24 protein-coding genes are annotated in these 26,484 nt (G+C 68.2%); 6 read left to right on the top strand and 18 right to left on the bottom strand.

The window, feature by feature from the left end; genetic code table 11:
* Positions 1-5 precede the first annotated feature (5 nt).
* Both ACJ7IV_RS02800 and ACJ7IV_RS02795 read left to right on the top strand, forming a co-directional pair.
* A complete protein-coding gene (locus tag ACJ7IV_RS02800; RefSeq protein WP_483865666.1) occupies positions 6-542 on the top strand; it encodes a DNA-3-methyladenine glycosylase I in 537 nt (178 codons plus the stop codon).
* A 127-nt stretch (positions 543-669) separates the two neighbouring features.
* The gene (locus tag ACJ7IV_RS02795) at positions 670-1,737 is read left to right on the top strand and encodes a metal-dependent hydrolase (protein ID WP_483865665.1); all 1,068 of its coding nucleotides are present in this window, start codon (positions 670-672) and stop codon (positions 1,735-1,737) included.
* A gap of 75 nt (positions 1,738-1,812) precedes the next feature.
* Here ACJ7IV_RS02795 and ACJ7IV_RS02790 read toward each other — a convergent pair whose 3' ends face one another.
* The 3 genes from ACJ7IV_RS02790 to metE form a co-directional block, all read right to left on the bottom strand.
* Positions 1,813-2,421 carry an FMN-dependent NADH-azoreductase gene (locus ACJ7IV_RS02790; protein WP_483865664.1) on the bottom strand — a complete coding sequence of 203 codons (609 nt, stop codon included), beginning with the start codon at positions 2,419-2,421 and terminating at the stop codon, positions 1,813-1,815.
* A gap of 149 nt (positions 2,422-2,570) precedes the next feature.
* On the bottom strand, positions 2,571-3,272 hold the full coding sequence (locus tag ACJ7IV_RS02785) for a COG3650 family protein (protein ID WP_483865663.1): 702 nt from the start codon (positions 3,270-3,272) through the stop codon (positions 2,571-2,573).
* Between the two features lie 109 nt (positions 3,273-3,381).
* Complete coding sequence (gene metE / locus ACJ7IV_RS02780; protein WP_483865662.1) at positions 3,382-5,682, bottom strand: 5-methyltetrahydropteroyltriglutamate--homocysteine S-methyltransferase; 2,301 nt, start codon at positions 5,680-5,682, stop codon at positions 3,382-3,384.
* A 100-nt stretch (positions 5,683-5,782) separates the two neighbouring features.
* Between metE and ACJ7IV_RS02775 the strand changes: the two genes are divergently transcribed.
* Positions 5,783-6,697, top strand: a complete 915-nt coding sequence (locus ACJ7IV_RS02775) for a LysR family transcriptional regulator (RefSeq protein ID WP_161430539.1) — start codon at positions 5,783-5,785, stop codon at positions 6,695-6,697.
* A 2-nt stretch (positions 6,698-6,699) separates the two neighbouring features.
* On the opposite strand, the gene ACJ7IV_RS02770 is transcribed toward ACJ7IV_RS02775, so the two are convergent.
* Together ACJ7IV_RS02770 and ACJ7IV_RS02765 are read right to left on the bottom strand one after the other, a co-directional pair.
* Positions 6,700-8,313, bottom strand: coding sequence for an ATP-binding protein (locus ACJ7IV_RS02770; protein WP_483865661.1), 1,614 nt, complete (start codon positions 8,311-8,313; stop codon positions 6,700-6,702).
* Between the two features lie 3 nt (positions 8,314-8,316).
* On the bottom strand, positions 8,317-9,030 hold the full coding sequence (locus ACJ7IV_RS02765) for a winged helix-turn-helix domain-containing protein (RefSeq protein WP_483865660.1): 714 nt from the start codon (positions 9,028-9,030) through the stop codon (positions 8,317-8,319).
* A gap of 382 nt (positions 9,031-9,412) precedes the next feature.
* Between ACJ7IV_RS02765 and ACJ7IV_RS02760 the strand changes: the two genes are divergently transcribed.
* Positions 9,413-9,628, top strand: coding sequence for a DUF3565 domain-containing protein (locus tag ACJ7IV_RS02760; RefSeq protein WP_483865659.1), 216 nt, complete (start codon positions 9,413-9,415; stop codon positions 9,626-9,628).
* 61 nt (positions 9,629-9,689) lie between these two features.
* Here ACJ7IV_RS02760 and ACJ7IV_RS02755 read toward each other — a convergent pair whose 3' ends face one another.
* The 9 genes from ACJ7IV_RS02755 to ACJ7IV_RS02715 all read right to left on the bottom strand — a co-directional run bounded on the left by ACJ7IV_RS02755 (position 9,690) and on the right by ACJ7IV_RS02715 (position 20,272).
* Positions 9,690-9,869 (bottom strand): PLDc N-terminal domain-containing protein, encoded by a 180-nt coding sequence (locus ACJ7IV_RS02755; RefSeq protein WP_483865658.1) that lies wholly within the window; start codon positions 9,867-9,869, stop codon positions 9,690-9,692.
* Between the two features lie 108 nt (positions 9,870-9,977).
* Entirely contained in the window at positions 9,978-12,302 is a 2,325-nt protein-coding gene (locus ACJ7IV_RS02750; RefSeq protein WP_483865657.1) for a helicase C-terminal domain-containing protein, read from the bottom strand.
* Entirely contained in the window at positions 12,284-13,978 is a 1,695-nt protein-coding gene (locus ACJ7IV_RS02745) for a VRR-NUC domain-containing protein (RefSeq protein ID WP_483865656.1), read from the bottom strand. Before ACJ7IV_RS02745 ends, ACJ7IV_RS02750 begins: the two co-directional genes overlap by 19 nt.
* A gap of 31 nt (positions 13,979-14,009) precedes the next feature.
* Positions 14,010-15,059, bottom strand: a complete 1,050-nt coding sequence (locus ACJ7IV_RS02740; RefSeq protein ID WP_483865655.1) for an NAD(P)H-dependent flavin oxidoreductase — start codon at positions 15,057-15,059, stop codon at positions 14,010-14,012.
* 133 nt (positions 15,060-15,192) lie between these two features.
* Entirely contained in the window at positions 15,193-15,714 is a 522-nt protein-coding gene (locus ACJ7IV_RS02735; protein WP_483865654.1) for a retropepsin-like aspartic protease family protein, read from the bottom strand.
* Between the two features lie 22 nt (positions 15,715-15,736).
* Positions 15,737-16,897 (bottom strand): phage tail sheath family protein, encoded by a 1,161-nt coding sequence (locus ACJ7IV_RS02730; RefSeq protein ID WP_483865653.1) that lies wholly within the window; start codon positions 16,895-16,897, stop codon positions 15,737-15,739.
* Between the two features lie 74 nt (positions 16,898-16,971).
* A complete protein-coding gene (locus ACJ7IV_RS02725; RefSeq protein ID WP_483865652.1) occupies positions 16,972-18,333 on the bottom strand; it encodes an MFS transporter in 1,362 nt (453 codons plus the stop codon).
* Between the two features lie 65 nt (positions 18,334-18,398).
* Positions 18,399-18,572, bottom strand: coding sequence for a hypothetical protein (locus tag ACJ7IV_RS02720; RefSeq protein WP_170293766.1), 174 nt, complete (start codon positions 18,570-18,572; stop codon positions 18,399-18,401).
* Between the two features lie 65 nt (positions 18,573-18,637).
* Positions 18,638-20,272 (bottom strand): BCCT family transporter, encoded by a 1,635-nt coding sequence (locus ACJ7IV_RS02715; RefSeq protein WP_483865651.1) that lies wholly within the window; start codon positions 20,270-20,272, stop codon positions 18,638-18,640.
* Positions 20,273-20,516: 244 nt separating this feature from the next.
* Between ACJ7IV_RS02715 and ACJ7IV_RS02710 the strand changes: the two genes are divergently transcribed.
* Together ACJ7IV_RS02710 and ACJ7IV_RS02705 are read left to right on the top strand one after the other, a co-directional pair.
* The gene (locus tag ACJ7IV_RS02710; protein WP_483865650.1) at positions 20,517-21,512 is read left to right on the top strand and encodes an LLM class flavin-dependent oxidoreductase; all 996 of its coding nucleotides are present in this window, start codon (positions 20,517-20,519) and stop codon (positions 21,510-21,512) included.
* Between the two features lie 84 nt (positions 21,513-21,596).
* The gene (locus ACJ7IV_RS02705; RefSeq protein ID WP_483865649.1) at positions 21,597-22,001 is read left to right on the top strand and encodes a hypothetical protein; all 405 of its coding nucleotides are present in this window, start codon (positions 21,597-21,599) and stop codon (positions 21,999-22,001) included.
* A gap of 3 nt (positions 22,002-22,004) precedes the next feature.
* On the opposite strand, the gene ACJ7IV_RS02700 is transcribed toward ACJ7IV_RS02705, so the two are convergent.
* From ACJ7IV_RS02700 to benC, 4 genes are all read right to left on the bottom strand, one after another.
* A complete protein-coding gene (locus tag ACJ7IV_RS02700) occupies positions 22,005-23,204 on the bottom strand; it encodes a benzoate/H(+) symporter BenE family transporter (RefSeq protein ID WP_483865648.1) in 1,200 nt (399 codons plus the stop codon).
* A 92-nt stretch (positions 23,205-23,296) separates the two neighbouring features.
* The gene (locus tag ACJ7IV_RS02695; RefSeq protein ID WP_483865647.1) at positions 23,297-24,547 is read right to left on the bottom strand and encodes a benzoate/H(+) symporter BenE family transporter; all 1,251 of its coding nucleotides are present in this window, start codon (positions 24,545-24,547) and stop codon (positions 23,297-23,299) included.
* A 99-nt stretch (positions 24,548-24,646) separates the two neighbouring features.
* Positions 24,647-25,441 (bottom strand): benzoate diol dehydrogenase BenD, encoded by a 795-nt coding sequence (gene benD / locus ACJ7IV_RS02690; protein WP_483865646.1) that lies wholly within the window; start codon positions 25,439-25,441, stop codon positions 24,647-24,649.
* On the bottom strand, positions 25,438-26,463 hold the full coding sequence (benC, locus tag ACJ7IV_RS02685; RefSeq protein ID WP_483865645.1) for a benzoate 1,2-dioxygenase electron transfer component BenC: 1,026 nt from the start codon (positions 26,461-26,463) through the stop codon (positions 25,438-25,440). Before benC ends, benD begins: the two co-directional genes overlap by 4 nt.
* Positions 26,464-26,484 lie beyond the last annotated feature (21 nt).

Below are 26,484 nucleotides of genomic sequence, written 5' to 3'. Positions count from 1 at the left end.
CAAGCATGAGCGACTACTGTGACATGGCGCCGGGACATCCGTTTCACGGCCCCTACCACGACCACGAGTACGGCTTTCCGGTGGACGATGACGACTCCCTGTTCGAGCGCCTGACACTCGAGATCAACCAGGCGGGGCTCTCCTGGCTCACCGTGCTGAAGAAGCGGGAGGCGTTCCAGCACGCCTTCGAGGGCTTCGATATCGACCGGGTGGCCGCCTACGGCGAGGCCGAGCGCGCCCGGCTGCTCGCCGACTCCGGGATCATCCGCAATCGTCTGAAGGTCGAGGCGGTGATCCACAACGCCTGTGTGCTCCAGACCCTGCGCGACGCCCACGGCAGCTTCCGCGGCTGGCTCGACCATCACCATCCTCTGCCCCACGCCGACTGGGTCAGGCTCTTCAAGCGCACCTTCAAGTTCACCGGACCGGAGATCACCGGGGAGTTCCTGATGAGTACCGGCTACCTGCCCGGCGCCCACCGTGACGACTGTCCGGTGCAGGCGCGCATCCTCGCCGCCGGGCCTCGCTGGGCGGAACCATAAGCCACTGAGCGAGGAGCGCCGGAGACAGCCCGAATCAGCTCCGGCCCAAGGGCCACAACAGCAAAAGGGAACCCGCCAACCGACCATGGCATCATAGTCGGGCACTCTCAGCGAGGAACGCTTCCCGATGGATTCGATTACCCAGGCCGCCCTGGGCGCCGCCGTGGGCGGTGCCGTGCTCGGCCGCCGGCTGGGCCGCAAGGCGGTGCTGATCGGTGTCGTGCTCGGCACCCTTCCCGACCTGGACGTGGTGATCGACTACGGCGATGCCGTGGCCAACGTCACCGAGCACCGCGGCTTCTCCCACTCGCTGTTCCTGCTGGCGGGGCTTGCCACGGCACTGACGCTGCTCGCGGCGCGCTTCGCCCCGGCCCGGGATATCTCCCTGGCGCGCTGGGCGACCTTCTTCGGCCTCTGCCTGCTGACCCACCCGCTGCTCGATGCCCTGACCACCTATGGCACCCAACTCCTCTGGCCACTGGAGCTGCCGCCCGTGGCCTGGCCCATCGTCTTCATCATCGACCCGCTGGTCACGCTGCCGCTGCTGGTGGGGATCGGGGTCGCCCTGGTCACCGGCAACGGCCAGCGCGCCCCGGCCCGGGGGCTGGCACTGGCGGGGACCTACCTGGTGCTGGCCTTCGGTGCCAAGCAACTGGTGGAGCATCGACTAGAGCCTGAACTGGCCAAACGGGGCCTGGAAGCAGCACCACGCCTTGTCCAGCCCACGCCCTTCAACAGCCTGCTGTGGCGGGTCACGGTGGTGAACGGCGATGACCATCATGAGCTGCTCATGGGGGTGCTGGACGGCGACACACCGCCGTCGGTGGAGACCTTCAGGCGCGGTGCCGAGCTGGAGGCCGAGGCACTGGCGAGCGATCGCGGCGCCCGGCTGGACTGGTTTGCCGGCCCCTTCCTGCGCTACGAGACCCGAGTGCTCGAAGGGCGCGAGACCCTGGTGGCCACCGACCTGCGCCTGGGCTTTCCCGGCTTCCACCCCTTCGCCTTCACCCTGGCCACCCGGGAGGGGGGCGACTGGCAGCCGGTAGCGGTTTCGAAACAGCTCCCCTCCTCCTCGAGGGGGAACCGGGAGGCGCTGTCCCGACTGGCGGGACGCGCCCTGTCACCTGAATCTGCGCTGTGCACCAGCGAGTTTGTGGCAGCAGGCTGGCTGCGGGAGGCACCTGCCGGCTGCTGATCTTCGCCATGCATAACGCAGCGGGGCGGCCATCTGGCCGCCCCGCTGCGTTGCACCCCTTCGGCTGATGTCGCCTTACAGGCGCTCGACCAGACCATCGATGGCCTGGCGGGCCTCCTTGAGGGCCGACTCGCGATGGTTCTCGCCCATGTTGAGCCCCTCGGCGAATACGGTGTCCACCTCGGTGATGCCCATCATGCCCAGCATCAGCTTGAGGTGCGGGGTCTGGGTGTCCTTCTCGGTGCCGGCATACTGGCCACCGCGAGCCGCCAGGATCACCGCACGCTTGCCCTCGACCAGGCCCTGGGGACCGTTCTCGGTATAGCGGAAGGTCTCGCCGGCACGCATCACGCGGTCGAACCAGGACTTGAGCTGGCTGGGGATGCCCAGGTTGTACATGGGCACCGCCAGCACCACCACGTCGTGGTCGCGAAGCTCGTCGATCAGGGCGTCGGAGCGCGCGGCCAGCTCGCGCTGCTCGGCACTGCGCTCCTCCGCGGCGACCTGCCAGCTACCCAGCTCGGCCAGGCCAAGATGGGGCAGCTCATCGGCCACCAGGTCACGGTGAGTCACCGCGAGGTCATCGCGCCCCTCCGCCTGGGCGATAAAGTGCTCGGCGAGGCCCTTGGACTGGCCGTTCTCGGCGAGAATGGACGCGGTAATCACGAGTGCTCGGGTGGTCATGGCGATCTCCTCCAGCGGGATTCAGGAATATGATCGCCATGATAGATGAATCCATTGCAACGAAAAGCGCAAAAAACCGCAGTCCACATTCGACAAAAACGAAAAATTCGCTCGAATCGCCAGGCCTCGTGAAAAGCACCGAGCCTCGGTCAGGGGGCGATGCCCTGGCCGCAGCCGCGATACTGCTCACCGTCCGCGCTCAGCGTGACCCGTGCCGGGAAGGGCTCGCCGCTCATGTCGTCGAAGCAGGCTCCGGCCTCGATACGCAGCTCGAAGGGGGTGTCACCGCGGCCGCTGGCCAGGATCACCCGACCTGCCTCGTTGTCCATGGTGGTGACCCGGTAGGGCAACGTCTGCTCGCGGCTACCGTAATCGAGGCTGAGATGCACCTCGGGCCGGTCGTGGGCGAGGCTCGCCATCCAGCCCGGCTCGTTGCCCCGGGCATGAAACATCACACCGGGGCGCTGCTCGCGGGTCAGCGCCTGGCGCCGCATGCTCGCCTGGCACTCCAGCCGGCCGCGGGGCGTCTCCACGACCGCCGCGTCGCCCTTGTTCCAGAAGCTGATTCCGTCCCGCTCGAAGCGCGCACCACTGGCCACCACGGCTGGCGCCAGGCGCCAGGCGCCATGGGTCGACCACAGTCGCAGCTCACCTTCGGGGGCAGGATCGGCAGTCACCAGCCCCTGGTCCGGGGTGCAGCGCCAGGTGGTGAAGGCCTCGGCGCCACCGGAGAATAGCACCGAGGGCAGCAGCGGGGCGTGATCGCCCGAGGTGATCGGCGCGGGAGCGGTGGCACAGCCACCCAGCAGCAGCGACAGGCCGAGGACGGCGGGGACGAGTGGGCCAGGCATGGCATCTCCTTGCGGGGGTTGCGGTTCCATGATGGGTCGAGCATAACAGTCCCCGCGACACCCGACCTCCATTCACGGCTCACGGCTGCCGCACCGCCGGGCCAAGCACTCAGCCGTAGCGTCGCCGCAGCCGCTGCGCGGCCTCCACCATATTGGCCAGGGCCGGCGCCACCTCCTCCCAGCGGCGCGTCTTGAGGCCGCAGTCGGGATTGACCCACAGTCGCTCGGCTGGGATGCGCTCGGCGGCCTTCTCGATCAGCGCCACCATGGCCTCCACCTCGGGGACGTTGGGCGAGTGGATATCGTAGACGCCGGGTCCGATCTCGTTGGGATAGGCGAAGTCGTGGAAGGCATCGAGCAGTTCCATGTCCGAGCGCGAGGTCTCGATGGTGATGACATCGGCGTCGAGGGCGGCGATGGACTCGATGATATCGTTGAAGTCCGCATAGCACATATGGGTGTGGATCTGGGTCTCGTCGGCGACGCCAGAGGCGGCCAGCCTAAAGCACTCCACCGCCCAGGACAGGTAGCCCTGCCACCGAGAGCGGCGCAGCGGCAACCCCTCGCGCAGCGCCGGCTCGTCGATCTGGATGGCGCGGATGCCGGCCCTCTCCAGGTCGAGTACCTCGTCGCGCAGGGCCAGGGCGATCTGCCGACAGGTGGTTTCGCGGGGCTGGTCATCGCGCACGAAGGCCCACTGCAGCAGGGTCACCGGCCCGGTCAGCATGCCCTTCATGGGCCTGTCGGTGAGCGACTGGGCAAACTCGCTCCAGCGCACGGTGATGGGCCCCGGACGGCTGACGTCGCCGACGATGATCGGCGGCTTGACGCAGCGCGAGCCATAACTCTGCACCCAGCCGAAACGGGTGAAGGCGTAGCCATCGAGCCGCTCCCCGAAGTACTCCACCATGTCGTTGCGTTCCGGCTCGCCATGCACCAGCATGTCGATGCCCAGCGCCTCCTGGCGGGCCACCGCCTGGGCGATCTCCTCCTCCATGCGCGCCTCGTAGGCTTCCCGGGAGAGCTCGCCGGCCTTGAGCGCCCGCCGCGCGGCGCGGATGGCATCGGTCTGGGGGAAGGAACCGATGGTGGTGGTGGGGAACAGCGGCAGGTCCAGCGCCCGACGCTGGGCCAGGGCGCGCCGCGGATAGGAGCTCCGGCGCTCATGATCCGTCGGCTCTACCCCGGCCAGGCGGTCGGCCACCGCGGGGCGATGCAGGCGTGGCGACTCGCGGCGAGCCTGCAGCGCCTCGGTGGCCGACTCAAGGCGCCGCTGGTCGATCTCGCTGGCGCGACCGTCGAGCAGCCGCGCTAGTGTCACCGTCTCGTCGAGCTTCTGGCGGGCGAAGGCCAGCCAGCTCTTGAGCTCGGGATCCAGCTCGCCCTCGCGCTCGAGGTCCATCGGTACATGCAGCAGCGAACAGGAGGGGGCGATCCACAGCCGCTTGCCCAGTCGCATGCGGGCCGACGCCAGGCGCTCACGCAGCAACGCCAGGTCAGCGCGCCAGACGTTGCGGCCATCGATGGCGCCCACCGACAGCACCTTGTAGGCGGGTAGCCGATCGAGCACCCTCTCGAGTTGCTCGGGGTCGCGTACGGCATCGATATGCAGCCCGTCGGTGGGCAGGGCGACGGCCAGATTCAGGTTATCGCCGAGTCCGCCGAAGTAGCTGGCCAGCAGCAGCTTGACCGGGGCCCGGGCGAACACGCTGTAGGCGGCCTCATAGGCCTGCTGCCAGGCTTGCGGAAGCTCCTGGACCAGCGCCGGCTCGTCGAGCTGGACCCACTCCACTCCCTGTTCGGCCAGACGTGCCAGCAGTTCGGCATAGACCGGCAGCAGGGCGTCGAGCAGCGCCAGGCGGTCGAAGGCGACCTCGCCCTTCTCCTTGCCCAGCCATAGCCAGGTCAGGGGGCCGAGCAGGGTCACCTTCACGGGGTGACCGAGCGCCCGGGCCTCGTCCACCTGGTCGAACAGCCGTGAGCTGGCCAGGCGAAAGCTCTGGTCGGCGTGCAGCTCGGGCACCAGGTAGTGGTAGTTGGTATCGAAGTACTTGGTCATCTCGCAGGCCGCGGCGGGTTCGCCGCTGGGCGCGCGGCCACGGGCCATGCGGAAGGCGGTGTCCAGGTCGACCTCGCCACGAGCCACCTCCTCCTCGGCGGCGAAGCGCCCCGGCACGGCGCCCAGTGTCACCGAGAGGTCGAGCACCTGGTCGTAGAAGGCGAAGTCACCCACCGTGACCAGGTCGAGGCCGGCGCGGCGCTGTTCCTCCCAGTGACGGGCACGCAGCTCGCGCCCCACGCCCTCCAGTCCCTCGCGGTCGAAGTCACCCTGCCAGTAGCCCTCCACGGCCTTCTTGAGTTCACGATCCGCACCGATGCGGGGGTAGCCGGCAATATGAGCCCTGGTCATGTTTCCACCTGTTTGCATGAAGGATACGGCGGATTCTGGCTGGCCATGGGATGTGAATCAAACTAAACTTCCTAATCTTTAAAATGAAAGCGACTCACTCATGCTCGAGCTGCGACACCTCCGTACCCTGATCGCCCTGCGCGACGCCGGCTCCCTGGTGGAGGCGGCCGAACGGGTCCACCTGACCCAGTCGGCCCTCTCCCACCAGATCAAGGACCTGGAGGAACGCCTGGGCAGTCCGCTGTTCGTGCGCAAGACCCGGCCGGTGGAGTTCACCCGGGCCGGCCAGCGGCTACTGACCCTGGCCGAGCAGGTGCTGCCCCAGGTACGCATGGCCGAGCGTGACCTGGCACGGCTGGCCGGCAACGAGCAGGGGCGGCTACATATGGCCATCGAGTGCCACAGCTGCTTCCAGTGGCTGATGCCCACCATCGACCATTTTCGTGACCACTGGCCGGAGGTGGAGATCGACATTCCCGGCGGCCACCACTTCGACCCGCTGCCGGCGCTGGCCCGGGAACAGCTCGACCTGGTGATCACCGCCGACCCCCAGCCGCTTCCCGGGGTGCACTATGAGCCGCTCTTCCGCTATGAGGGGTTGCTGGCGGTGGCCCGCCAGCACCACCTGGCCGGCAAGGGCTTCGTCACCCCCGAGGCGCTGGCCGAGGAGACCCTGATCACCTACCCGGTGGAGCACTCGCGGCTGGACGTCTTCACCCAGTTCCTCGACCCGGCGGGGGTACAGCCAAGGGAGGTGCGTACCGCCGAGCTGACCATCATGATGATGCAGCTGGTGGCCAGCGGCCGCGGGGTCTGTGCGTTGCCCAACTGGGCACTCACCGAATACCTGGAGCGCGACTACGTGAAGGCCGTGGCACTCGGCGAGAAGGGGGTGTGGAGCACGCTGTTCGCGGCGATTCGCGAGGAGACCCGCAGCGCGCCGTGGATGGAGGATTTCCTGCGCACCGCCCGGGAGACCTCCTTTGCGGTCCTCGACGGCATCAAGCCGGCCTGAGGCTAGCCGAGCTCGTTGCGCTGCGGCAGCAGCAGGGTGAAGCGTGCCCCGCCGAGCTCGGCGCTGTCGTCCACGCTCACGCTGCCGCCGTGCCAGTTCATCACCTTCTGCACGATGGAGAGCCCCAGCCCATAGCCGCCGGAGCTGCGGGTGCGGCTGTCGTCCAGTCGCGCGAAGGGCTTGAAGATCGCCTGGCGCTCACCCAGCGGCACCCCGGGACCGTCATCCTCCACGTCGATCCTGACCAGGGCATGCTCGCGACGCACACGGATCAGCACCCGAGAGCGAGCATGTCGACAGGCATTGGCCACCAGGTTCTGCACGGCACGCTGCAGGTAGCGAGGCTCGGCCAGCACCTCCACCTCGGTTCCCTCGGCAAGCTCCAGGGCCAGCCGCTCATGCAGCGGGCTCAACGCCTCGATCACCCGCTCCGCCATGGCGCGGCAGTCCACCAGCACGGCATCCATCTCGCGGCCGTTGATGGCATCGCTGCCCAGCCGGGCGTAGGTGAGAATCTCGTCGATCAGGCCGTCGAGCTCCTGGATGTCCCCATCGACTCCCTGGAGCTGCCGGCGCACCGCCGGTTCATCGGTCATGTCCTCGACCATCTGCACGGCGAAACGGATCCTCGCCACCGGGGTTCGCAACTCGTGGGAGACCGCGCGGATCATGTCCTGCTGGGCGCGCAGCAGCGACTGTACCTGGGCGGCCATGCCGTTGAGTGCCATGCCCAGACGGCCGACGAAGTCGGCGCTCTCCACCCTGACCCGGGTATCTAGCCGTCCTGCGGCGATGCGCGATGCCGCCAGTTCCAGGCGTACCATGCGTGCTTCCACGCTGCGCACGATCAGATAGATCGTCACCCCCAGCACGGCCAGAATGATCAGCACCAGCAACAGCTGCAGCGACCCGGGCATCGGTTCGAAGGCCTGGACCGGACCGATCACCAGCCAGCTGGCGTCGCCGCTGCGCTCCTGAAGCGCCAGGTAGATCGCCACCGACCAGCGCCCGGGCAGCAGCTGGATAACCACTTCACCATCGGTAAGCCGGCGTAGCTGGTAGTCGTCGAGCCCTTCGGGCGGGGCTTCCTCGAGGGAGACCGGCAGGCGTCCGCCGGCCAGGCGCTCGAGCCGGGCCTGGCGGGCGGCGGGGGATACGGCCGTCAGCCACTCGCCGAGCAGCTCGGTGAGGCCACGCAACTGGTGCTCGCTGAGGTTGGTGAGTTCGACCCGCAGCAAGCGTTCGCTGCCGGGCAGCAGCGACAGCAGCCGCCAGCCCTGGTCGTCCTGCGGCTGCACCAGCACCTTGCCGCGGCCCAGACGCAGCCGCGCGAAATAGCCCAGCTCCGCCTCCTCCAACGGCCCCACGCTGGCCCGCATGTCCAGGCGTTGGCCCTGGGCATCGAGCCAGGCGCCGTGAGCCGCGGGTGGCAACGCCGAGAGTCGTTCGGCCAGCAGGCGCATCGGGGCCTCGGCCAGCTGTTCGCGATGCGCCTCGCGACGCACCTGGTCGACCAGCGCCACCCCCAGCAGGCCCAGCCCGAAGGTCAGCAGCAGAGCCAGCGCCAGCAGCAGATAGACGCGCAGGAAGGTGCTGTCGGCCAGGACCCGACGCATGGGTCAGGCATCCCTGACGAACAGGTAGCCCTTGCTCCGCACCGTCTTGATGCGGTGCGGCTGGTTGGGGTCGTCACCGATCTTGGGGCGAATACGCGACACACGTACGTCGATGGAGCGGTCCTGACCGTCGTACTTGATGCCGCGCAGCTGGGAGAAGATCTCCTCGCGGGTCAGCACGCGCCCGGCATGGCTGGCCAGCAGCCACAGCAGGTCGAACTCGGCGCTGGTCAGTTCGATGCGCTCGCCCGAAAGCCACGCCTCGCGGGTCGCATTGTCGATCTCCAACTCGTCGAAGGTGAGGCGCGTCTCGCCGCTGGCCTCGACCACCTCGGAACGGCGCAGCAGCGCACGCATGCGGGCCAGCAGCACCCGCGGCTGTACCGGCTTGGCCACGTAGTCGTCGGCGCCCATCTCCAGGCCCAGCACCTGGTCCATGTCATCGGTACGCGCAGTAAGCATCAGGATCGGGCCGCGATAGTCGTCACGGACCCGGCGGCAGATCGACAGGCCATCCTCACCGGGCAGCATCAGGTCGAGAATCACCAGGTCCGGCTGCAGGGAGAGGATCCGCTCGACCCCGCGGGCGCCATCGGCCTCCAGGGTGACGCGGAAGCCATTGGCCTCGAGGTAATCGCGGGTCAGGTCGGCCAGGCGCTCGTCATCCTCGATGATCAGCACATGGTCCTGCTCACGGGGCTGCAGGCTATAGTCCATCCTTGTGTGAACTCCATGGGTCGTTGGGTGGCGGCCGCGGCGAAGGTTCTTGCCGCCTATGACTAAAGTGTACCTGAAAACATGAGGTCCGCCTGTGCCACCGCCAGGGGGGGCGGGCAATGGCGGAGAGGATGTGGGCCGGAGCCTGGCGGCGGGCATGGCTGGCGAGGAATAGCCCCGCAGAGGTATTGCCAGCGCCGGCTGTCGCGCCCCACACTGATCAGGCCCTGCCGGTGCGGGGCCATGCTTCAGGAGAGCCCCATCATGGACAAGAGTGTCATCAAGCGAGTCTACGTCCCTACCCATGTACGCATCCTGCCCAGCGGCGAACGGGTCACGGTGCCAGGCCACTACAAAGCCCCGCCGGAGCGCCGCTAGCGCCATGCGACAGCCCATCGTCGGCTACCATCGCGACGAGGAGGAGCACTGGGTCGCCGAACTGGCCTGTGGCCACAACCAGCATATGCGCCATCAGCCGCCCTGGGTGGAGCGCCCCTGGGTCACCAGCGACGCGGGGCGACGTTCCCGCCTGGGCCTAACCCTCGAGTGCGTCAAGTGCGACCGCGGCGAGCCGCGCGACAACCCACTGCCCGGCTGAGGCATCACGCATCGGGCCGCCCGCAGGCGGCCCGATGCGGCTCCTGTGCCCCCTGGTGTGGCTAGCCCTTGGGGCCGAACAGTAACCAGACGATCAGCCCCACCAGCGGGAAGATCAGCAGCACGACGATCCAGATCAGCTTGGCCAGGCCACTGGCCGAGCTCTTGGCCACCTTGACGATGGCCCAGATCACGATGATCAGCCAGATCAGGCTCAGCAGGCCGGTCACTTCGATACCCATCCAGTACCTCCTTGTCAGCTTTCCTCGGGCGAATTGCCACTCCCCTATGGGTAGCACAGCCATGGTCCGGGGTACAGCCTCGCGCGCGACACCCTGTCTCCGCCGCCCTCAGCCGTGGCCGAGCCGCAGCGGCTCGCCCCACCATCCCGGCAGCCGTCGGCGCACCTCGGGCCGGGCGAAGCGATCGTCCAGCAGCACCACCACGCCGCGATCCTCGGGCCCACGGATCACCCGTCCGGCGGCCTGCACCACCTTGACCAGCCCCGGCACCCGGTAGGTGTACTCGTCGCCGCGGCCGAAGCGGGCCTGGAGGCGCGCCCTGAGCACCTCGTTGAAGGGGTCCACCGGCGGCAGCCCCAGGGTGGCGATGAAGGCGCCCACCAGGCGCTCGCCGGGCAGGTCGATGCCCTCGGCAAAGGCCCCGCCCAGCACGGCGAAGCCGATGCCGCGGCCATCCGCCGTGAAACGCGCCAGGAAGGCGTCGCGCTCGGCCTCGGCCATGCCGCGATGCTGGGCCCAGGCGGGAATCTCCGGGTGCGCTGCGCCGAAGCGCGCCAAGGCCACCTCCAGGTAGGCGAAGCTGCTGAAGAAGGCCAGATAGTGGCCCGGACGGCGCGTGTACTGGGCCGCGATCTCCTCGACAATCGGCGCAAGCGAGACCTCGCGATCCCGCAGCCGCGTCGACAGGTCGGTGCGGATACGCACCTCGAGCTGCTCGGCGGCGAAGGGCGACGGCACCTCCCGCCAGACGCAGTCGTCGGGCAGGCCCAGCAGGTCACGCTGGTAGTCGGGGGGCCCCAGGGTCGCCGAGAACAGCACCGTGGTGTGGGCGGCCTGGAAGCGCGGGGCCAGGAAGTCCGCCGGGATCAGGTTGCGCAGTGCCAGTCGCGCCCTGCCGCGCCCCTCGCGGGTCAGCTCGCACAGCGAGTGATCGCCGAAGCGCTCGGCCAGGCGCGTGAAGGCCAGCGCCTCGAACAGCAGCTCCTGCCACTCGACACCGAGCTCGGGATGCTCGCCCAGCGCCTCGCTGAGTGCCGCGGCGAGCCCCTGCAGGGTACCCAGCATGCCGTCGGGCAGCCCCTCCAGCTGCCGCCAGGCGGGCCGCCCCGGCTCGCCGGCATCCGCCAGCCCCGCCTCGCTTACCAGCGCCTGCCAGCGCCGCGCGAGGCGCCCCAGCGGCGACTTCAACGCCGCCGGCGCCGTGCGGCGCAGCCGGCTCAGGTCGCGCTGGCGCAGCGCCACGCTGTACATCCCCCGTGCGCGCCCCACCAGGTTGTGGGCCTCGTCCACCAGCAGGCCGACCCGCCAGCCGTTCTCCCGGGCCAGGCCATGCAGCAGGGCGTGGTCATCGAACCAGTGGTTGACGTCGCCGACCACCACGTCGCACCAGCGCGCCATCTCCTGGCCCAGGTAGTAGGGGCAGACGCCGTGCTCGGCGGCCACCTCGCGCAGCCCCTCACGATCCAGCCAGCCGCGCTCGGCCGCGGCGAGGCGCGCCCCGGGCAGGCGGTCATAGAAGCCCGCGGCCAGCGGGCAGGCCTCGCCGTGGCAGGCTCGCCCGGGGTACTCGCAGGCCTTGTCGCGGGCGCTCAGCTCGATCACCCGCAGCGCCAGGCCGCCCTGCCCCGCCGGGGACGAAGCACCCAGTCGCGCCAGGGCCTCCAGCGCCAGGCGCCGCCCGGGGGTCTTCATGGTCAGGAAGGCGAGGCGGTCGAGGCCCTGGCGCGGCATCGCCTTGAGCAGCGGGAAGAGCGTGCCCAGGGTCTTGCCGATGCCGGTGGGCGCCTGAGCCAGCAGTACGCGACCGGTGGCCGCGGCCTGGTAGCACGCCTCCGCCAGGGCGCGCTGGCCTGGGCGAAAGCCGGCGAAGGGAAAGGCCAGGTTGGACAGGGCCGCATCGCGCAGGCGGCGGTGCGTCGCCTCCCGCTCGGCCCAGGCGCGGTAGCGGCGGCAGCGCTCAATGAGCTCCTCCATCAGCCCCTGCGCCGTGGCGTGCTCGCTCACCAGCGTCTCGCGGCCGCTGCCCACCTCCAGGTAGACCAGCGCCAGTTCGATCTGCTCGAGGCCATGTTCGGCGCATAGCAGCGCGCCGTAGGTGCGCAGCTGGGCACGATGCAGGGCACGCTGGTTGGCGGCCTGGCGCCCAAGGTCACCACGATGAGTCTTGATCTCCTCCAGCCGGCCGGCCACCGGATCGTAGCCGTCAGCGCGCCCCACGACACGCAGGCCTTCCACCTCGCCTGCGAGCGGCAGTTCGGCCAGATAGTCCGCCCCCCGGCGCCTCGCCACCTCGCGATGCCCCTCGATGCCCTCCCGGGCGCTCGGCGAGGGGGTGAAACGATGGTCGAGATCGCCCTCCCGAGCGGTGACATCACACAGGGTCCGTACCGCCACCCGCAGCGCCGACGACTCGCTCACGCCGGTGTCAGCCATTCGAGGTGGCAAACCACGGCCGGGATGCCCCGGTGCCGGAAGAAGGCCAGCCAGCGGCGCTGATTGTCCTGCAGGCGATCGCCGGGGCCCTTCACCTCGATCAGCCGGTAGCGCGGCTCCCCCGTCGGGGCCTCGGGGAGGAACTGGATCAGGTCCGGCAGACCCGCACGATTGGCACGCAGGTTGCCCAGCAGTCGCTCGAAGCAGGCGCGAAGGTGCTCGGGGGGAATACACGCCAGAGCCTGCTCGAGCAGCTCCTCGGAGAGTGCGCCCCAGTGCACGAAGGGATTGGCGATGCCGGCCTTCATCCGCCAGTTGTCAAGGATCGCCTGGCGGTACCGACCATCCTCCAGGCGCGCCAGGCAGGCGTCGAAACCCTCACGGCGGCGAGCCACGAAGTCCTCGCGATAGAGATCCGCGGGGCCGGACTGGAAGGGGTGGAAGAAGGCGCCGGGCAGCGGCGCGAAGAGCACCTCCCAGCAGAGCAGGCCGAACAGCCCGGTGATCAGGACATTCTCGACGTAGTGGACTGGTGCCGACTCGCGATGCAGATGGTTGCGCACCGCCGCCTCGACCCGGACAGGGCCGGGCAGGCGCAGGGTGAAACGTTCGGGGGGCGGTTCGGCGGGGAGCGTGCGGGGCGGCATCTCCAGGCGCCGGCGCAGCCGCGGCAGCAACCTGCCAAGCGCCTGGACTTCGGCCTCGTCACGGGTCGCAGCGACGAGGGGTTCGGCAAGCATCAGCGCCTTGCGGATCTCACCTCGCCTCTCGGCCAGGCGCAGGAAGCGAATCCGCCCCTCGGCGCTGCCCGTGTCCGCCGGCCACCCCGCCCGGGCATAGAGCGACAGCGACCTGCCGGCCTGCCCCTCGCGCTCCGCCTGGCGCCCCAGGGCGATGCACAGCCGCGCGCGGCGGGCCGCCAGCCAGGGGTTGGCCGGCGCGGGCGGCAACGCCTCGGCCAGCGGCGCCACGGCTTCCCCCTCATCAAGGCGCTGGCGCAGGCGATGCAGCGCCAGGTAGGCATCCACCTCGTCACGCCGCCGGAAGGCACGGGAGTCGTCGCCGAACGCCACGGCCTCGAAGCGCTGATGTCCCAGCTCGCTGAGCACGAACTCCGACCAGTCCTGGCGCAGGTTGCCGAAGAACATCAGCCGCAGGCGGTCACAGGTCGCCATCACCGTGAGCCGCACCACCCGCTCGGTGCTCTCGGGCCACCAGCTCTTGAGCGTCCGCGGTGCCGGCTCGTGCGCCAGCAGTGCCTCACGCAGTGCCGCCTTGCTCGCGCTGGCGGGCAACCCCGCATCGGCAATCTCGCTCGCCAGGGCACAACGCAGTTCGGGCAGCCGCAACTGGGCGAAGAGGGTCTCGAGGTCGAGCAGCGGCTCCTCCTCCACCATCCCCGCCGCGACCAGGGGCGCCAGCGCCGGAGTGGTATCGCCGATCTCGGCATAGGCCAGCCGTGAGCAGCGAAAATGCTTGCCCCTGCGCATCACCATGCGCACCAGCAGCGCGCGGGAGGCCCGGGGCAGGGCCGCGAAGGCGACATGGAAGCCCCACTCCGCCTCGCCCAGCAGGTCGCCGTGACGTTCGGTTACCCAGGCCAGCACGAACTCGAAGTTCGTCAGGTAGTAGAAGGGATCATCGAGGGGGGCGGCAACCGCCGCGGCACTGTTCATGCATCCATGATATCAGCCCTGCCCACCGGGCTCACAGCCCCGCGGCGAGTGACTCGATCACCTCGGCGGCGGGCACCTCGCGACAGCGGCTGGCGTTCTGCCCGGCCCACAGCGGCGAGAAGTCGCCGCTGCCGCTGGCCTCGGCGGCGGCGCGCAGCGGGGCGATGGCCGCGGTGGCCAGGGGGAAGGCCGGTGCCACCTCGGCCATGGGGCCCAGCTCGCGCATCAGCCGGGTGATGATGCCCCGGGCCGGGCGGCCGCTGTAGAGATTGGTCAGCGCGGTGTGGCGTGCTGCCTCGGACTGCAGCGCTCGGCGATGGATCGCCGAGATCGTCGCCTCCGGACAGCACAGCAGCGCGGTGCCTACCTGGACGCCATCGGCACCCAGCGCCCGGGCAGCCGCCACACCGCGGGCATCGGCGATGCCGCCCGCGGCGATCAGCGGCAGACCGATCGCCTCGCGCACCTGGGGCAACAGGGCGAAGGTGCCGACCTGGGTGGTGACTTCCCCGTCGAGGAACATGCCGCGGTGTCCGCCCGCCTCCAGCCCCTGCACGATCACCGCATCAGCCCCCCGGGCCTCGAGCCACTCGGCCTCGGCCACGGTAGTCGCCGAGGCCAGCACCGTGGCCCCCCAGGCCTTGACCCGCTCGAGCAGCGCGGCCTCGGGCAGGCCGAAATGGAAGCTCACCACCTCGGGACGCAAAGGCTCCAGGGCGTCACACGTCTCGCGATCGAAGGGGCGTCGCCCCGGGCCCTCCGGCACGGCATCGATATCCAGGCCGAACTCGGCGAAGAAGGGGGCGAGGGCCGCGTGCCAGCGTGCCTGGGCCGCAGGGTCCGGCTCGGGCGGGACGTGACAGAAGAAGTTGACATTGAGGGGTGCCGGCGTGGCGGCGCGGAACGCCGCAATCTCCTCGGCCATGGCCTCCGGGGAGAGCATGGCGCAGGGCAGTGCCCCCAGCCCACCGGCACGCGCCACGGCGATGGCCAGGGCACTGCCCTGGGCACCGGCCATGGGTGCCTGGAGGATGGGCAGCGCGATACCGAGACGCTGATGGAGGGCTGGTGACTGGCTCATGGCGGACTCCGGCAGATCAAGAGGGATCCTGGAGCCTGCCTGCCCTCCCCGTCCACGACAAGTCGACATTGGGGGAGTGCGGCGAGAGCGCCGGGCTTCCAGCACAGCGGGGCTGCTCCGGGAAACGGGTGTCTCAGCCGTCGGCAGGCTCCAACACCATCTGTGCGTCGCGGATGCGGATATCGAAATGGTCCAGGAAGCTCATGCCCAGCAGGGCGGTATCGCCCTCCAGCCCGGCGCTGATGGAACCGCGCACATCGCGGGCCACATGGCCACCCAGGCTGACCTCGTCGAGGGTGGTGAGCTCTCCGCGCACCCGGCCGTTGGCGGTATTGAACCAGGCGCTACCGGAGGGCTCGAGACCCAGCCGCTCGGCCATCTCCCGTGGCAGCGCCACGTAGGTGGCGCCGGTATCCACCAGGAACTCCACCGGCTCGCCGTTGATGCGCCCCGTGGCCACGAAGTGGCCGCCGCGATTGCGCTCGAGCACCACCGGCGCTCCCTCCGCCACGGCGCTGACCAGGTGGCTGTTGGGATTGCGCTGGCGTTCCACATAGCCGTGGAACCACCAGGTCCCCATGGCGATGAACAGCATCCAGAACAGCAGCATCATGCCGATCCCGGTGCGCTTCACTCCCCTGCCCTCGTCGCTCATCGCGTCCTCCTCACCTTTCGGCTCAGCCCGGTCCGGCCGCCAGCACCAGGCGCAGCACCATGAACTCCCCCGGCTTCATCACGGCCACCCCTAGCTGGATCACGACCCGATGCCGCGCCAGGTCGTCGGGCGTCATGGTATCGCCGAGACCGCAGCGCACGAAGTAGGCCTGGCGGGGCGAGGCACCCTGCAGGGCACCAGCCCGGTGGAGGCCATCCAGGAAGGTCGCCACCGAGAGGCGCAACGAGGCCCACAGGGCGGCGTCGTTGGCGGCCCCCGCGACCCAGGAGAGCCCCTGGCGCAGGCTCTCGCGCAGGAACAGCGCCAGGCGCTGCACCGGCAGGTAGCGCCGCTCGTGGTCGTTGGGCGGAGCCAGGGTGCGCGCCCCCCAGGCCAGGCAGGCGCGTCCCGGGAAGTCGACGATGGCATTCACTCCGCGGGGGTTGAGCACCTGGAGATGGACGCGGGTGACCGGATGTTCCAGGCCCGTAATACCCCTGACCCGGGCCTCCAGGCCGGCGGGCGCCTTCCAGACACCGCGGCTGGCATCGCTGCGCGCCCAGAGGCCGGCCATGGCGCCGCTGGGCGGCAGTGACAGGCGTGGGGCCGAGGCCCCTGCGGTCGCCCGAGGATCGGCCATCTCCACCCAGGGATAGTAGCAGGCCGCATATGGCGAGGCCGGCAGCTCCAGCGCCGCAACGTCCGCAGCATCGGTGAGCGCCAGACCGACGGGGGGATCGACCAGCACCATGCGATCGCCGAGGCGCTCCGCCTGGTCGATGGCCGCCTGGACCACCGGGTTGCCGGGGGCCATCCAGGTCTGTCCGGGCAGACAGACCGCCGCGACGCTGCCAGGCGTCTCGAGGGTCGCCAGCGCCGCCAGGTAGTCGGCATGTGTTGGGGCACGGGAGACGCTGCCCAGCGGCAGGACGTACGCTTCCTGACCGCCATTGTCGAAGAAGAGGCGTAGCGAGGCGCACAGCTCAGCGGCCGCCACCGACGGGGGCACATCCGCAAGCCATGCATCGAGAGCCGAGTAACCCCGCAGCGTCTGCGGAGAACGCTCGACGTCACCCTCCCAACGACCAAGGAAGGCGGTACGAACGGTGGCGACTGGCTCGATGGTGCGCAGCCGCAGCGGCATCTGGCTAACATGGCGGCCGGGTGGGTAGGCGTCAGGCATCTGCGTCATCCTCGCCGCCCTCGGCGGCAGCATCCATATAGTGAGCATCGCCCAACCGTGAGGACTTGGCGAACTCAGATGACGCGGCCGTTGCGCGCCTCCCAGGCCGCGGCGGCGCGCTGGCCGCGGGCCTGGTCGACGAATAGGCAGATCAGGATGGCGACGATGAACAGCGCCGCGCACAGCAGGATCGAGGCCTGCAGCCCCACCACCGTCTGCAGCAGTCCCAGGGCAATGATGCCGAACACCCCGGCAAGCTTGTTGGCCAGCCCCCAGAAACCGAAGAATTCGGCGGCCTTGCGTGTCGGCGAGAAGAGCCCGACCAGGGCACGGCTGGCGGACTGGCTGGAGCCCAAGGAGAGTCCCGCCAGGCAGCCGACGAAGAGGAACAGGTGCTGGGCCTCCCAGTCGAGGTCGAAGCGTGCATTGAGCAGCGCGGTGACCTCCGGGGTGGCCCAGATCGCCAGGATCGCCGCCACCCACAGCACCAGGGTGAACTGGTAGGTCAGCTTGGTGCCGATGCGGTCCTGGATGAAGCCGAAGCCCAGCGCCCCTGCCGCCGCGGTGATCTGCACGATGATGAACATCAGGTTGCGGATCGACTCGTCCCAGCCGATCACCTGGGCGCCGTAGATGAAGGCGAAGGCGATGATGATGTAGACCCCGGCCATGGAGAACAGCAGCGACACCAGGAAGGTGGCCAGGTCACGGAAGCGCTTGAGCTCGTGGAGGGTCGTCGAGACACGCTCGATGGCGATCTCGCGATAGGGCTTGCCCGCCGGCTGGGGCGTGCCGCGCTCCTTCACCCACAGGAAGGTGGGGATGGCGGTGACCAGGAAGAAGCCGGCGGCGAAGGGACCCACCCAGCGGATGCGTTCGAAGTTCTCCGCCGTGGCCTCGCCCAGCACCACCAGGGTGAACCCCGCGGCGAAGAGCCCGCCGACGTAACCCAGAGCCCAGCCGAAGCCCGAGATCTTGCCCAGGTCCTCGGGCGGCCCGAGGTCGGGCAGGAAGGCGGCGATGAAGGACTCGCCCATGGAGTAGGCGTAGTTGGAGACCACGATCAGCAGCAGGCCGAGCACCACATAGCCCGGCGCCACGAAATAGAGCATGGCGGTGGCGGCCACCGTGGCCAGGTAGCTGGCGAACAGGAAGCGTTTCTTCTCTGCCCGATAGTCCATCACCGCCCCGCACAGCGGGCCGGTGACCACCACCAGCAGGTAGCTCACCGCCAGCGCCAGGCTCCACAGGAAGTTGGCCAGCCGATAGTCGCCGCCACGCTCGCCGACGATCACCGTGGTGAACAGCTCGCCGAACACCACGGTGATGATCAGCAGGGTATAGGCCTGGTTGGCGAAATCGAACATCGCCCAGCCGACGATCTCGCGGCGCGAGGCACGGCTCCTGGCGGGCAGCAGGCTGTCGGTCGAGCTCATCGCAACGTCCCTGTGGATAGCGGCCCCTCACCATAGCAGCCCGCCCCCGATCGAGCGAGATGACGCTAGCGCAGCAGCGTGAGCACCAGGGCGATGCCTCCCACCAGCAAGGCGATGATCACGGCGGCATCCACCAGGCGATCGAGCCAGCGATCGAAGCGGGCGCCGCGGGCAGCGGGCACGCGCCGTCGGGTAGCCCCCCGACGGCGACGGTCACCTGCGATGGGAAAGAGAGACATGGCGGAAGTCCGATTTCACCATTTATCCCCAAAGCTTACGACCTCCGCCGCCGTCGGGCCAGCGACTAGATGCCGTCGCGACGATTGATACGCCGATTGACCACGCTGGGGGCCCGGCGCAGCCGCTCCTCCTCGGCCAGCTGATCCGCCTCGAAGGCATCGGCACCCACCGGGGTCTCGCCATGGCGGCGATAGAGCTGGGTGAGCATCGCTCGGCGATCGGCGCGCAGCTCACGCACCAGCACGATCACCATGCCGTAGAGGATGAAGGTGAAGGGCAGCGCCGAGAGTACCGAGGCCGCCTGCAGCCCGGAGAGGCCCCCGGCGGCGATCAGCGTCAGACAGATCGCCGCGATCAGCACGCCCCAGGTAACTCGCTTGTAGAGCGGCGGGTTGATGGAGCCATTGTCGGTCATCTGGGCGACGATATAGGAGGCGGAGTCCGCCGAGGTCACCAGGAAGACGAAGATCAGCATCATCGCCACCACCGAGAGCACCCCCGAGAAGGGCATCAGGTCGAACATCTCGAACAGCGCCACGGTGATATTGGCCTGGGTGGCCGCGGCAAGGCCCACGTCACCGCCCAGCTCCATGTTGAGCGCCGCACCGCCGAACACGCCGATCCACAGGCAGGCCAGCAGCGGCGGCACGACCAGCACGCCGAACACGTACTCCTTGATGGTACGACCACGGGAGACACGCGCCACGAAGGTGCCCACGAAGGGCGACCAGGCGATGACCCAGGCCCAGTAGAAGATCGTCCAGCTGCTCGCCCAGGTGTTGTCGCTGTAGGGCGAGATGCGCAGGCTCATGCCGATGAAGTTCTGCAGGTAATCGCCGATCCCCAGGGTGATGGTCTCCAGTATCGCCAGCGTCGGACCGGTGATGAGCACCCACAGCATCAGGCCGATGCAGAGGATCATGTTGAGGTTGGAGAGCCGCTTGATGCCCTTGTCCAGGCCCGACCAGGTGGAGGCCATGTAGGCCAGGAACATCACGAAGAGGATGATGAACTGCCACAGTACCGACTCGGGCAGGCCGAACACGGCGTTGAGGCCGCCGTTCATCTGCAGCACGCCGAGCCCCAGCGAGGTGGCCACCCCCATCACCGTGGCGACCACGGCGAAGATGTCCAGTGCCGGCGCGTAGCGGCGCGCCCCGGGATGCTTGGCGGTGACCGAGGAGAGCACCGAGGAGACCAGGCCGGCCTGCCCCTTGCGGAACTGGAAGTAGGCAATGATCAGGCCCACCACCGAGAAGGCTGCCCACTGATGGATGCCCCAGTTGAAGTAGCTGTACTGGATAGCGTAGCGAGCCGAGGCCTCCGTCTGCGCAGGCACGTCGCCGTAGGGTGGCTCGATATAGTGAAACATCGGCTCGGCCATGCCATAGAACACCAGCCCCACACCGAAGCCCGCGGCCAGCAGCATGCTGATCCAGGAGAAGAAACTGAAGCTCGGCGTGCTGTCCTGGGGCCCGAGGCGAATCTTGCCGTACTTGCTGAAGGCCAGCACCAGCAGGAAGATGACGAAGCCGAACACCGAGAACAGGTAGAACCAGCCGAACATTCGGGTCACGCTGCCGAGAGCGGTGGTGGCAATGTTGCCGAACCCTTCCGGGAAGGCGGCGCCCACCGCCACCAGGGCGAGTATGATGATCGTCGAGACGGTAAAGACCGTCTTGCCTCCATGATCTGCCATCTAATGGTTCCTGCTGTCTAGAATTTGTACAATAATGATACCAGCCTGCCGCACGCCAGACAGGTGGCATTGGCGCTGCAGCACACTTGTACGCACGTTGACACACCACTGCAGAGGGCGAGACAGAGAGATGCAAGACGAGAGATAGTGCCAGACGGTGCAAGGGGCATTGCATCCGACCGGGAACGCCCCCATCAACATCTCTCAGCAGGCTAACTATTCACCCGACCCAATCGGAGCCGTCATGTCTCGTCTCGCCGATACCCCCCTTTCCGTTCTCGACCTGGCCCCGATCCGCGAGGGTGGCAGCGCCGCCGACAGCTTCCGGGAGAGCGTGGCCCTGGCCCAGCAGACCGAACGGCTCGGATTTACCCGCTTCTGGCTCGCTGAGCATCACGGCATCGAGGGCATCGCCAGTGCCGCCACCGCGGTGCTTATCGGCCATGTGGCCGGGGCCACCCAGCGCATCCGCGTGGGCAGCGGCGGCATCATGCTGCCCAACCACCCGCCGCTGGTGATCGCCGAACAGTTCGGCACCCTGGAGACGCTCTATCCCGGGCGCATCGACCTGGGCCTGGGCCGCGCCCCGGGCTCCGATGGCGCCACCATGGCAGCGCTGCGCCGCGATCCCTATGCGGGAGTGGAGGACTTCCCCCAACGCCTTGAGGAGTTGCAGGGCTTCCTCGGCGACGAACAGCCCGGCCAGCGGGTACGGGCGGTGCCCGGCCAGGGCACCCAGGTGCCGATCTGGCTGCTCGGCTCCAGCGGCTACAGCGCCCAGCTGGCGGCGCGCCTCGGCCTGCCCTTCGCCTTCGCCGCCCAGTTCGCGCCTGGCTACCTGTTCGAGGCGCTGCGCCTCTACCGCGACAACTTCCGCCCCTCCGAGGCACTCGAGCGCCCCCATGCCATGGTCGGCCTGCCGGTGGTCGCCGCCGAGACCGATGCCCACGCCGAGTACCTGGCCACCACCTCTCAGCAGAAATTCCTGGGCATGATCCGCGGCCGGCGCACCTGCGCCAGACCGCCGGTGGAGCACCTGGAGATGACGCCCATGGAGGAGGCGCAGCTGCAGCAGTTCCTCGGTGCCGCCATCGTCGGCGGCCCCGAGACCGTGCGCCAGGGGTTGGAGAGCTTCCTCGAGCAGACCGGCGCCGACGAGCTGATGCTCAATACCGACGTCTATGCCCTGGAGGACCGCCTGAGAAGCTACGAGATCGTGGCCGAGGTGTGGAAGGGCTAGCCTGAAAGGAACGAACCTGCCTTCTGGCCTTCCAAGGGGCAGCACATTTTGCGGCGCACCGACGCCACCCCTCAGGAGAGTCAGATGCCCGATTCCCAAGGTCCCCACCGCGACCCCCGCCAGAATCCCGCCTGGCGCGCTGCCCAGGCATGGCAGCAGCGCGCCCGCCAGAGTCAGGGTGGCGGCCTGCTCGACAGCCTCAAGATGCTGCTCGCCTGGCTGCTGTTCGGCACCCTGATGATCGTGGCCATGGTGTTCGGCCTGATCTTCCTGCTGCTGGGCTGGGCGCTGATGCCGCTGCTGCGCCACCGGCTGAAGAAGCGCATGGAACAGATGCGCGCCGAACAGGCCGAGGACGTGGACGGCGCCAGCTTCCACTATCAGGAAACCCGTTATCGGGAGACGCACACCTCCAGCGGCAGCCATCACGAGCAGCAGGTGCTGGAGGGGGATTATGAGGTAAGACCTGACGAGCAGGACAAGCGCTGAGTGTCAGGCGGCCTCTCGCCGAGCCTCCCGACTGGCCTGGCGCCACGGGCGATGTAACAGCTGGTAGGCCAGCGCCCCTGCCACCACTCCCCAGAAGGCCGATCCGAGCCCCAGGAAGCTGATGCCCGAGGCGGTGGCGATGAAGGTGATCACCGAGGCCTCGAGGTGGTCCCTGTGGGCGGCAAAGGCGCTCAGGTTGCTGGTGATGGCACCGATCAGCGCCAGCCCCGCCAGGATGGCAACGAACTCGCCGGGCAACGAGGTAAACAGCGCCACGATGGTACCGGCAAAGGTGCCCCCCACCAGGTAGAAGACGCCGTTGGCCACTCCCGCCACATAGCGCTTGCTCGGGTCCTCGTGGGCCTCCACGCTGGTGCAGATCGCCGCCGTGATCGCCGCGATCACCGTGGTGATCCCGCCGAAGAAGGCGGTGACGAAGGAGGTCAGGCTGGCCAGGGTGACGATCGGCCTGGCCGGGGTGTTGTAGCCGGCGCCGCGCAGGATCGCCATGCCCGGCAGGAACTGCCCCGTCAGGCTGACCAGTACCAGCGGAATGGCCAGGCTCAGGGTGGCATTCCAGCTCCATTCGGGGCGAATGAACTGGGGCTGGGCCAGTGTGAGCGACACGCCTTCCAGGCTGGCACCCTCGAGCACGACAGCCAGCACCACCCCTACCACCAGCAACAGCACCAGGCTGTAGCGTGGCGTCACGCGCTTGAAGAACAGGTAGGCGAGCAGCATCCCCGCCGCCAGCGCCGGCACCGATGCAAACGACTCGAAGACCCCGACCCCGAACTGGAAGAGGATGCCGGCCATCATCGCGCTGGCGATGCCTGGCGGGATCATGCGGATGATGCGATCGAAGGAGCCGGTGATACCGATAACGAAGATCACCGCCGCCGCGGTGAGATAGGCACCCACCGCCTCGGCCAGAGACAGGCCGGGGAACAGCGTGACCAGCAGTGCCGTGCCCGGGGCCGACCAGGCGGTCACCACCGGCACCTTCAGCCACAGGCTGAGCATGATGCCCGAGACGGCGGCACCGATGGAAATCGCCCACACCCATGAGGTCATCATGGCCGTGGAGATCTCGGCACTCTGCGCCGCCTGGAAGAAGATCGCCAGCGGCCCCGAGTAGGAAACCAGCACCGCCACGAAACCGGCGGTGACCGCGGGTATCGAGGCGTCCTTGAATAGCGACATGTTGAATAGCCCTGATGCTTGTCTGTCGAAAAAAGGCCTGAACTACCGAAGCAGATTCAGGCCAAGGAGGATAAACGTCGCCTAAGGCGGGCTCAGGCGGCTTCGCCGGCTGCCCTCGCCGCCTTGCTCTCGCGGGAAAACTCGAAATCCCGGAACTCCACCAGCATCGAGATCCCGGCCCCCAGCACCAGCGCCCAGAAGGAGGCACCGACACCGAAGATCTGGACTCCGGAGACGGCAATCAGGAAGGAGAACATCGCCCCCACCTCATGCTTGCCGGAGAAGGTGATATGCATGGCGGAGCTGATCACACGGAGCAGCGCGAGCCCCGCGATGATGGCGATGAAGTAGCTGGGCATCGCCTCGATCAGGCTGAACACGAAGCCGTAGAAGGGCGCCGCCACCACGAAGATGATGCCGACAATCACCGCTGCCACCCAACGCTTGTCATGGGTCCCGGCCTCGGGGCCGGAACAGATCCCGGTCATGGGCGCGGCGATACAGGTGCTGTGCAGGTTGAAGAAGGCCGAGACCATGGTGCCGAAGCCTCCCAGCGCGGTGATGGCATTGGCCGGCGCCTCCTTGTAGCCCATGCCCTTGACCAGCCCCACGCCGGCTGGGGTCTCCATGCCGACCAGAATCAGCGCCAGCGGCAGCCCATAGGCCAGGAAGGCCTCGAGGGTGAAGGCGGGCATGATGAACTCGGGCAGCCTGAAGGAGAACTCCACGCTGGAGAAATCCGCGCCCGAGAGGGCCATGTAGGCCACCCCCACCACCAGCGTCACTACCAGCGGCGGCACCCGGCGCAGGTAGCGGGCGGAAAAGAAGAACGAGAGGATCATGACGGCAGCCGGCAGCATGGCATTCTGCAGCGGCATCACCATGTTGGTCCCGAACTTGAGCAGCACGCCCGCCACCATGCCCATGACGATGGGCATCGGGATCAACCACATGACGATTCGCATCCAGCCCGCCAGGCCGACGACAAGCGCGATGGCACCCGCCATCAGCGTGGCCCCCAGGGCTTCATTGAGGCCCACGATGGGAATGATGGCGGCAAACAGCAGCGCGCCGGGAATGGAGTTGGCCATGGGCAGCGGCAGCCGGTAGTAGGCCGGCAGAAACAGTCCGAACAGCCCGTTGATGAACAGGTAGCTGATCACCCACAGCAGGGTGAACTCCTGGGAGAGTCCTGCGGCGGTGCCGGCGCTGATATGGATGATACCGGCGCTGAGGCCGAAGATACCGGCCACCAGCCCTGCACTGAGGTTATCCGCGTTGAGGTCTCGCAGGAAGTCGCGCGGCGCCGATGCGAGGCCGACGCCCTTCTCGATGTGTTTCATGTGTGCTCCAGGGGATTATTATCGTTGCTCTTGGAAAGGCACGGGGCGTTCATGGCCGACATGAAAGGGCGGCCCATCGGGCCGCCCTTCTGTTCCGTATCAGCCCTGGTCACCACCGGCCACCGGCAGCACGCTGCCGGTGATGTAGCTGGCATCGTCGGAGGCCATGAACAGGATCGGTGCGGCCATCTCGTCCAGGGTGCCGTAGCGGCCGAACAGGCAGCTCTGCCTGGTCTGGTCGATATGCGCCTGGAACCACGCCAGCTCGGTCTCGTTGCGCGGCTCCGGCGTGCCCCGGGAAATCTTCCGGGGCGGCGCCTCGGTGCCGCCGGGAGCGGTGGCCACCACGCGAATACCATGCTCGGCATACTCGAAGGCCAGCGAGGCGGTCATGGCGTTGACGCCGCCCTTGGCCGCCGAATAGGGGATGCGATGGATCCCGCGAGTCGCGGCAGACGACACGTTGACGATGACACCACTACCCTGCTCCACCATGGTCGGCAGCACCGCACGGCAGCACCACAGGGTCGGCATCAGCGAACGGGTGATCTCGGCCGAGATCTCGGTAGCGCTGAACTCGGTGAACGGCTTGAAGTTGATCGCCCCGCCCACGTTGTTGATCAGGATATCGATCCGCCCGAAGTGCTCGACGCTTTTCGCCATCACCTCGGCGGCACCCTCCCAGGTCTCCAGGTCAGCCTGCAGCGCAATGGCGTCAACGCCCTGCTCCACCAGGCCAGCCACCACCTCCTGAACGAGATCGGCGCGATCCACCAGCGCCAGGCGTGCGCCCTCGGCGGCGGCTCGCTCGGCGACCCGCCGCCCGATCCCCTGGGCGGCACCGGTGATCACCATGACCTTGCCGTTGAAACGACCGTCGGTGAGGCGACTCATGCCTTGCTCCCCGCCTCGTTGGGCGTGAACTTCTCGTAGTGGAAGCTCTGCGGCACGATGCCCTGGGCGTCGAAGTGCTTGAGCACCGCATCGACCATGGGAGGCGGACCGCACAAGTAGACGTCGACGTCACCATCGTGCATCACCTCGGCATCCATATGGTGGGTCACATAGCCCTTGCGCGGATGCTCGCTGGCCTCGTCCACCACCACAGTGGAGTAGGTGAAGTTGGGAAGCTTCCCGGCGAAGGCCTCCAGGGCATCCACCTTGACCAGATGGTCATCCTTGTTGACACCGTAGATCAGGTGAATCGGCGCCTCACAGCCCTTCTCGACCAGCTGGGCAAGCATGGAGAGGAAGGGAGCCAGGCCGGTGCCACCGGCCAGCATCAGCACCGGACGGGTGACGTCACGGATATAGAAGCTGCCCATGGGGCCGGTCAGTACCAGGCGATCACCCACCGCGGCACGCTCGCCGAGGTAGCTGCTCATCACGCCATTGGGGATATTGCGGATCAGGAAGGTCGCACGCTTCTCGCCCGGCAGGGAGCTGAACGAGTAGGAGCGATGCACCTCGGTGCCCGGCACGTCGATATGCACGTACTGGCCGGGCAGGAAGCTGAGCTCGGCGCCATCGTCCAGATCCACCACCAGCTCGATGCTGTCCTCGGAGAGTTGCTCGACCGCGGCTACCGTGCCATCGACCTTGCCTACCGCCGTCTTGCACACGGTCGAGGCGACGGGTATCTGGATGACACAGTCCGAGGAAGGCACCATCTGGCAGGTCAGGACCTGACCCTCGACAGCCTCCTCGTCGGAGAGCGCCTCCTCGATGTACTCGTCGCCCATGTCGAATTCACCCTGCTCGCAGTGCCCCTTGCAGGTGCCACAGACACCGTCGGAGCAGTCCATGGGCAGGTTGACCTTCTGCCGGTAGGCCGCATCGAGGACCGTTTCACCTTCCTTGCAGCCGATGAATCGGGTGACGCCGTCCTCGAAGTTGAGGGCAATGGTATAGCTCATGGTCGAATCTCCTCCCGCACC

It is taken from the genome of Halomonas sp. C10-5 (assembly GCF_057169305.1).
This window is presented reverse-complemented; position numbering and strand designations above follow the sequence as displayed.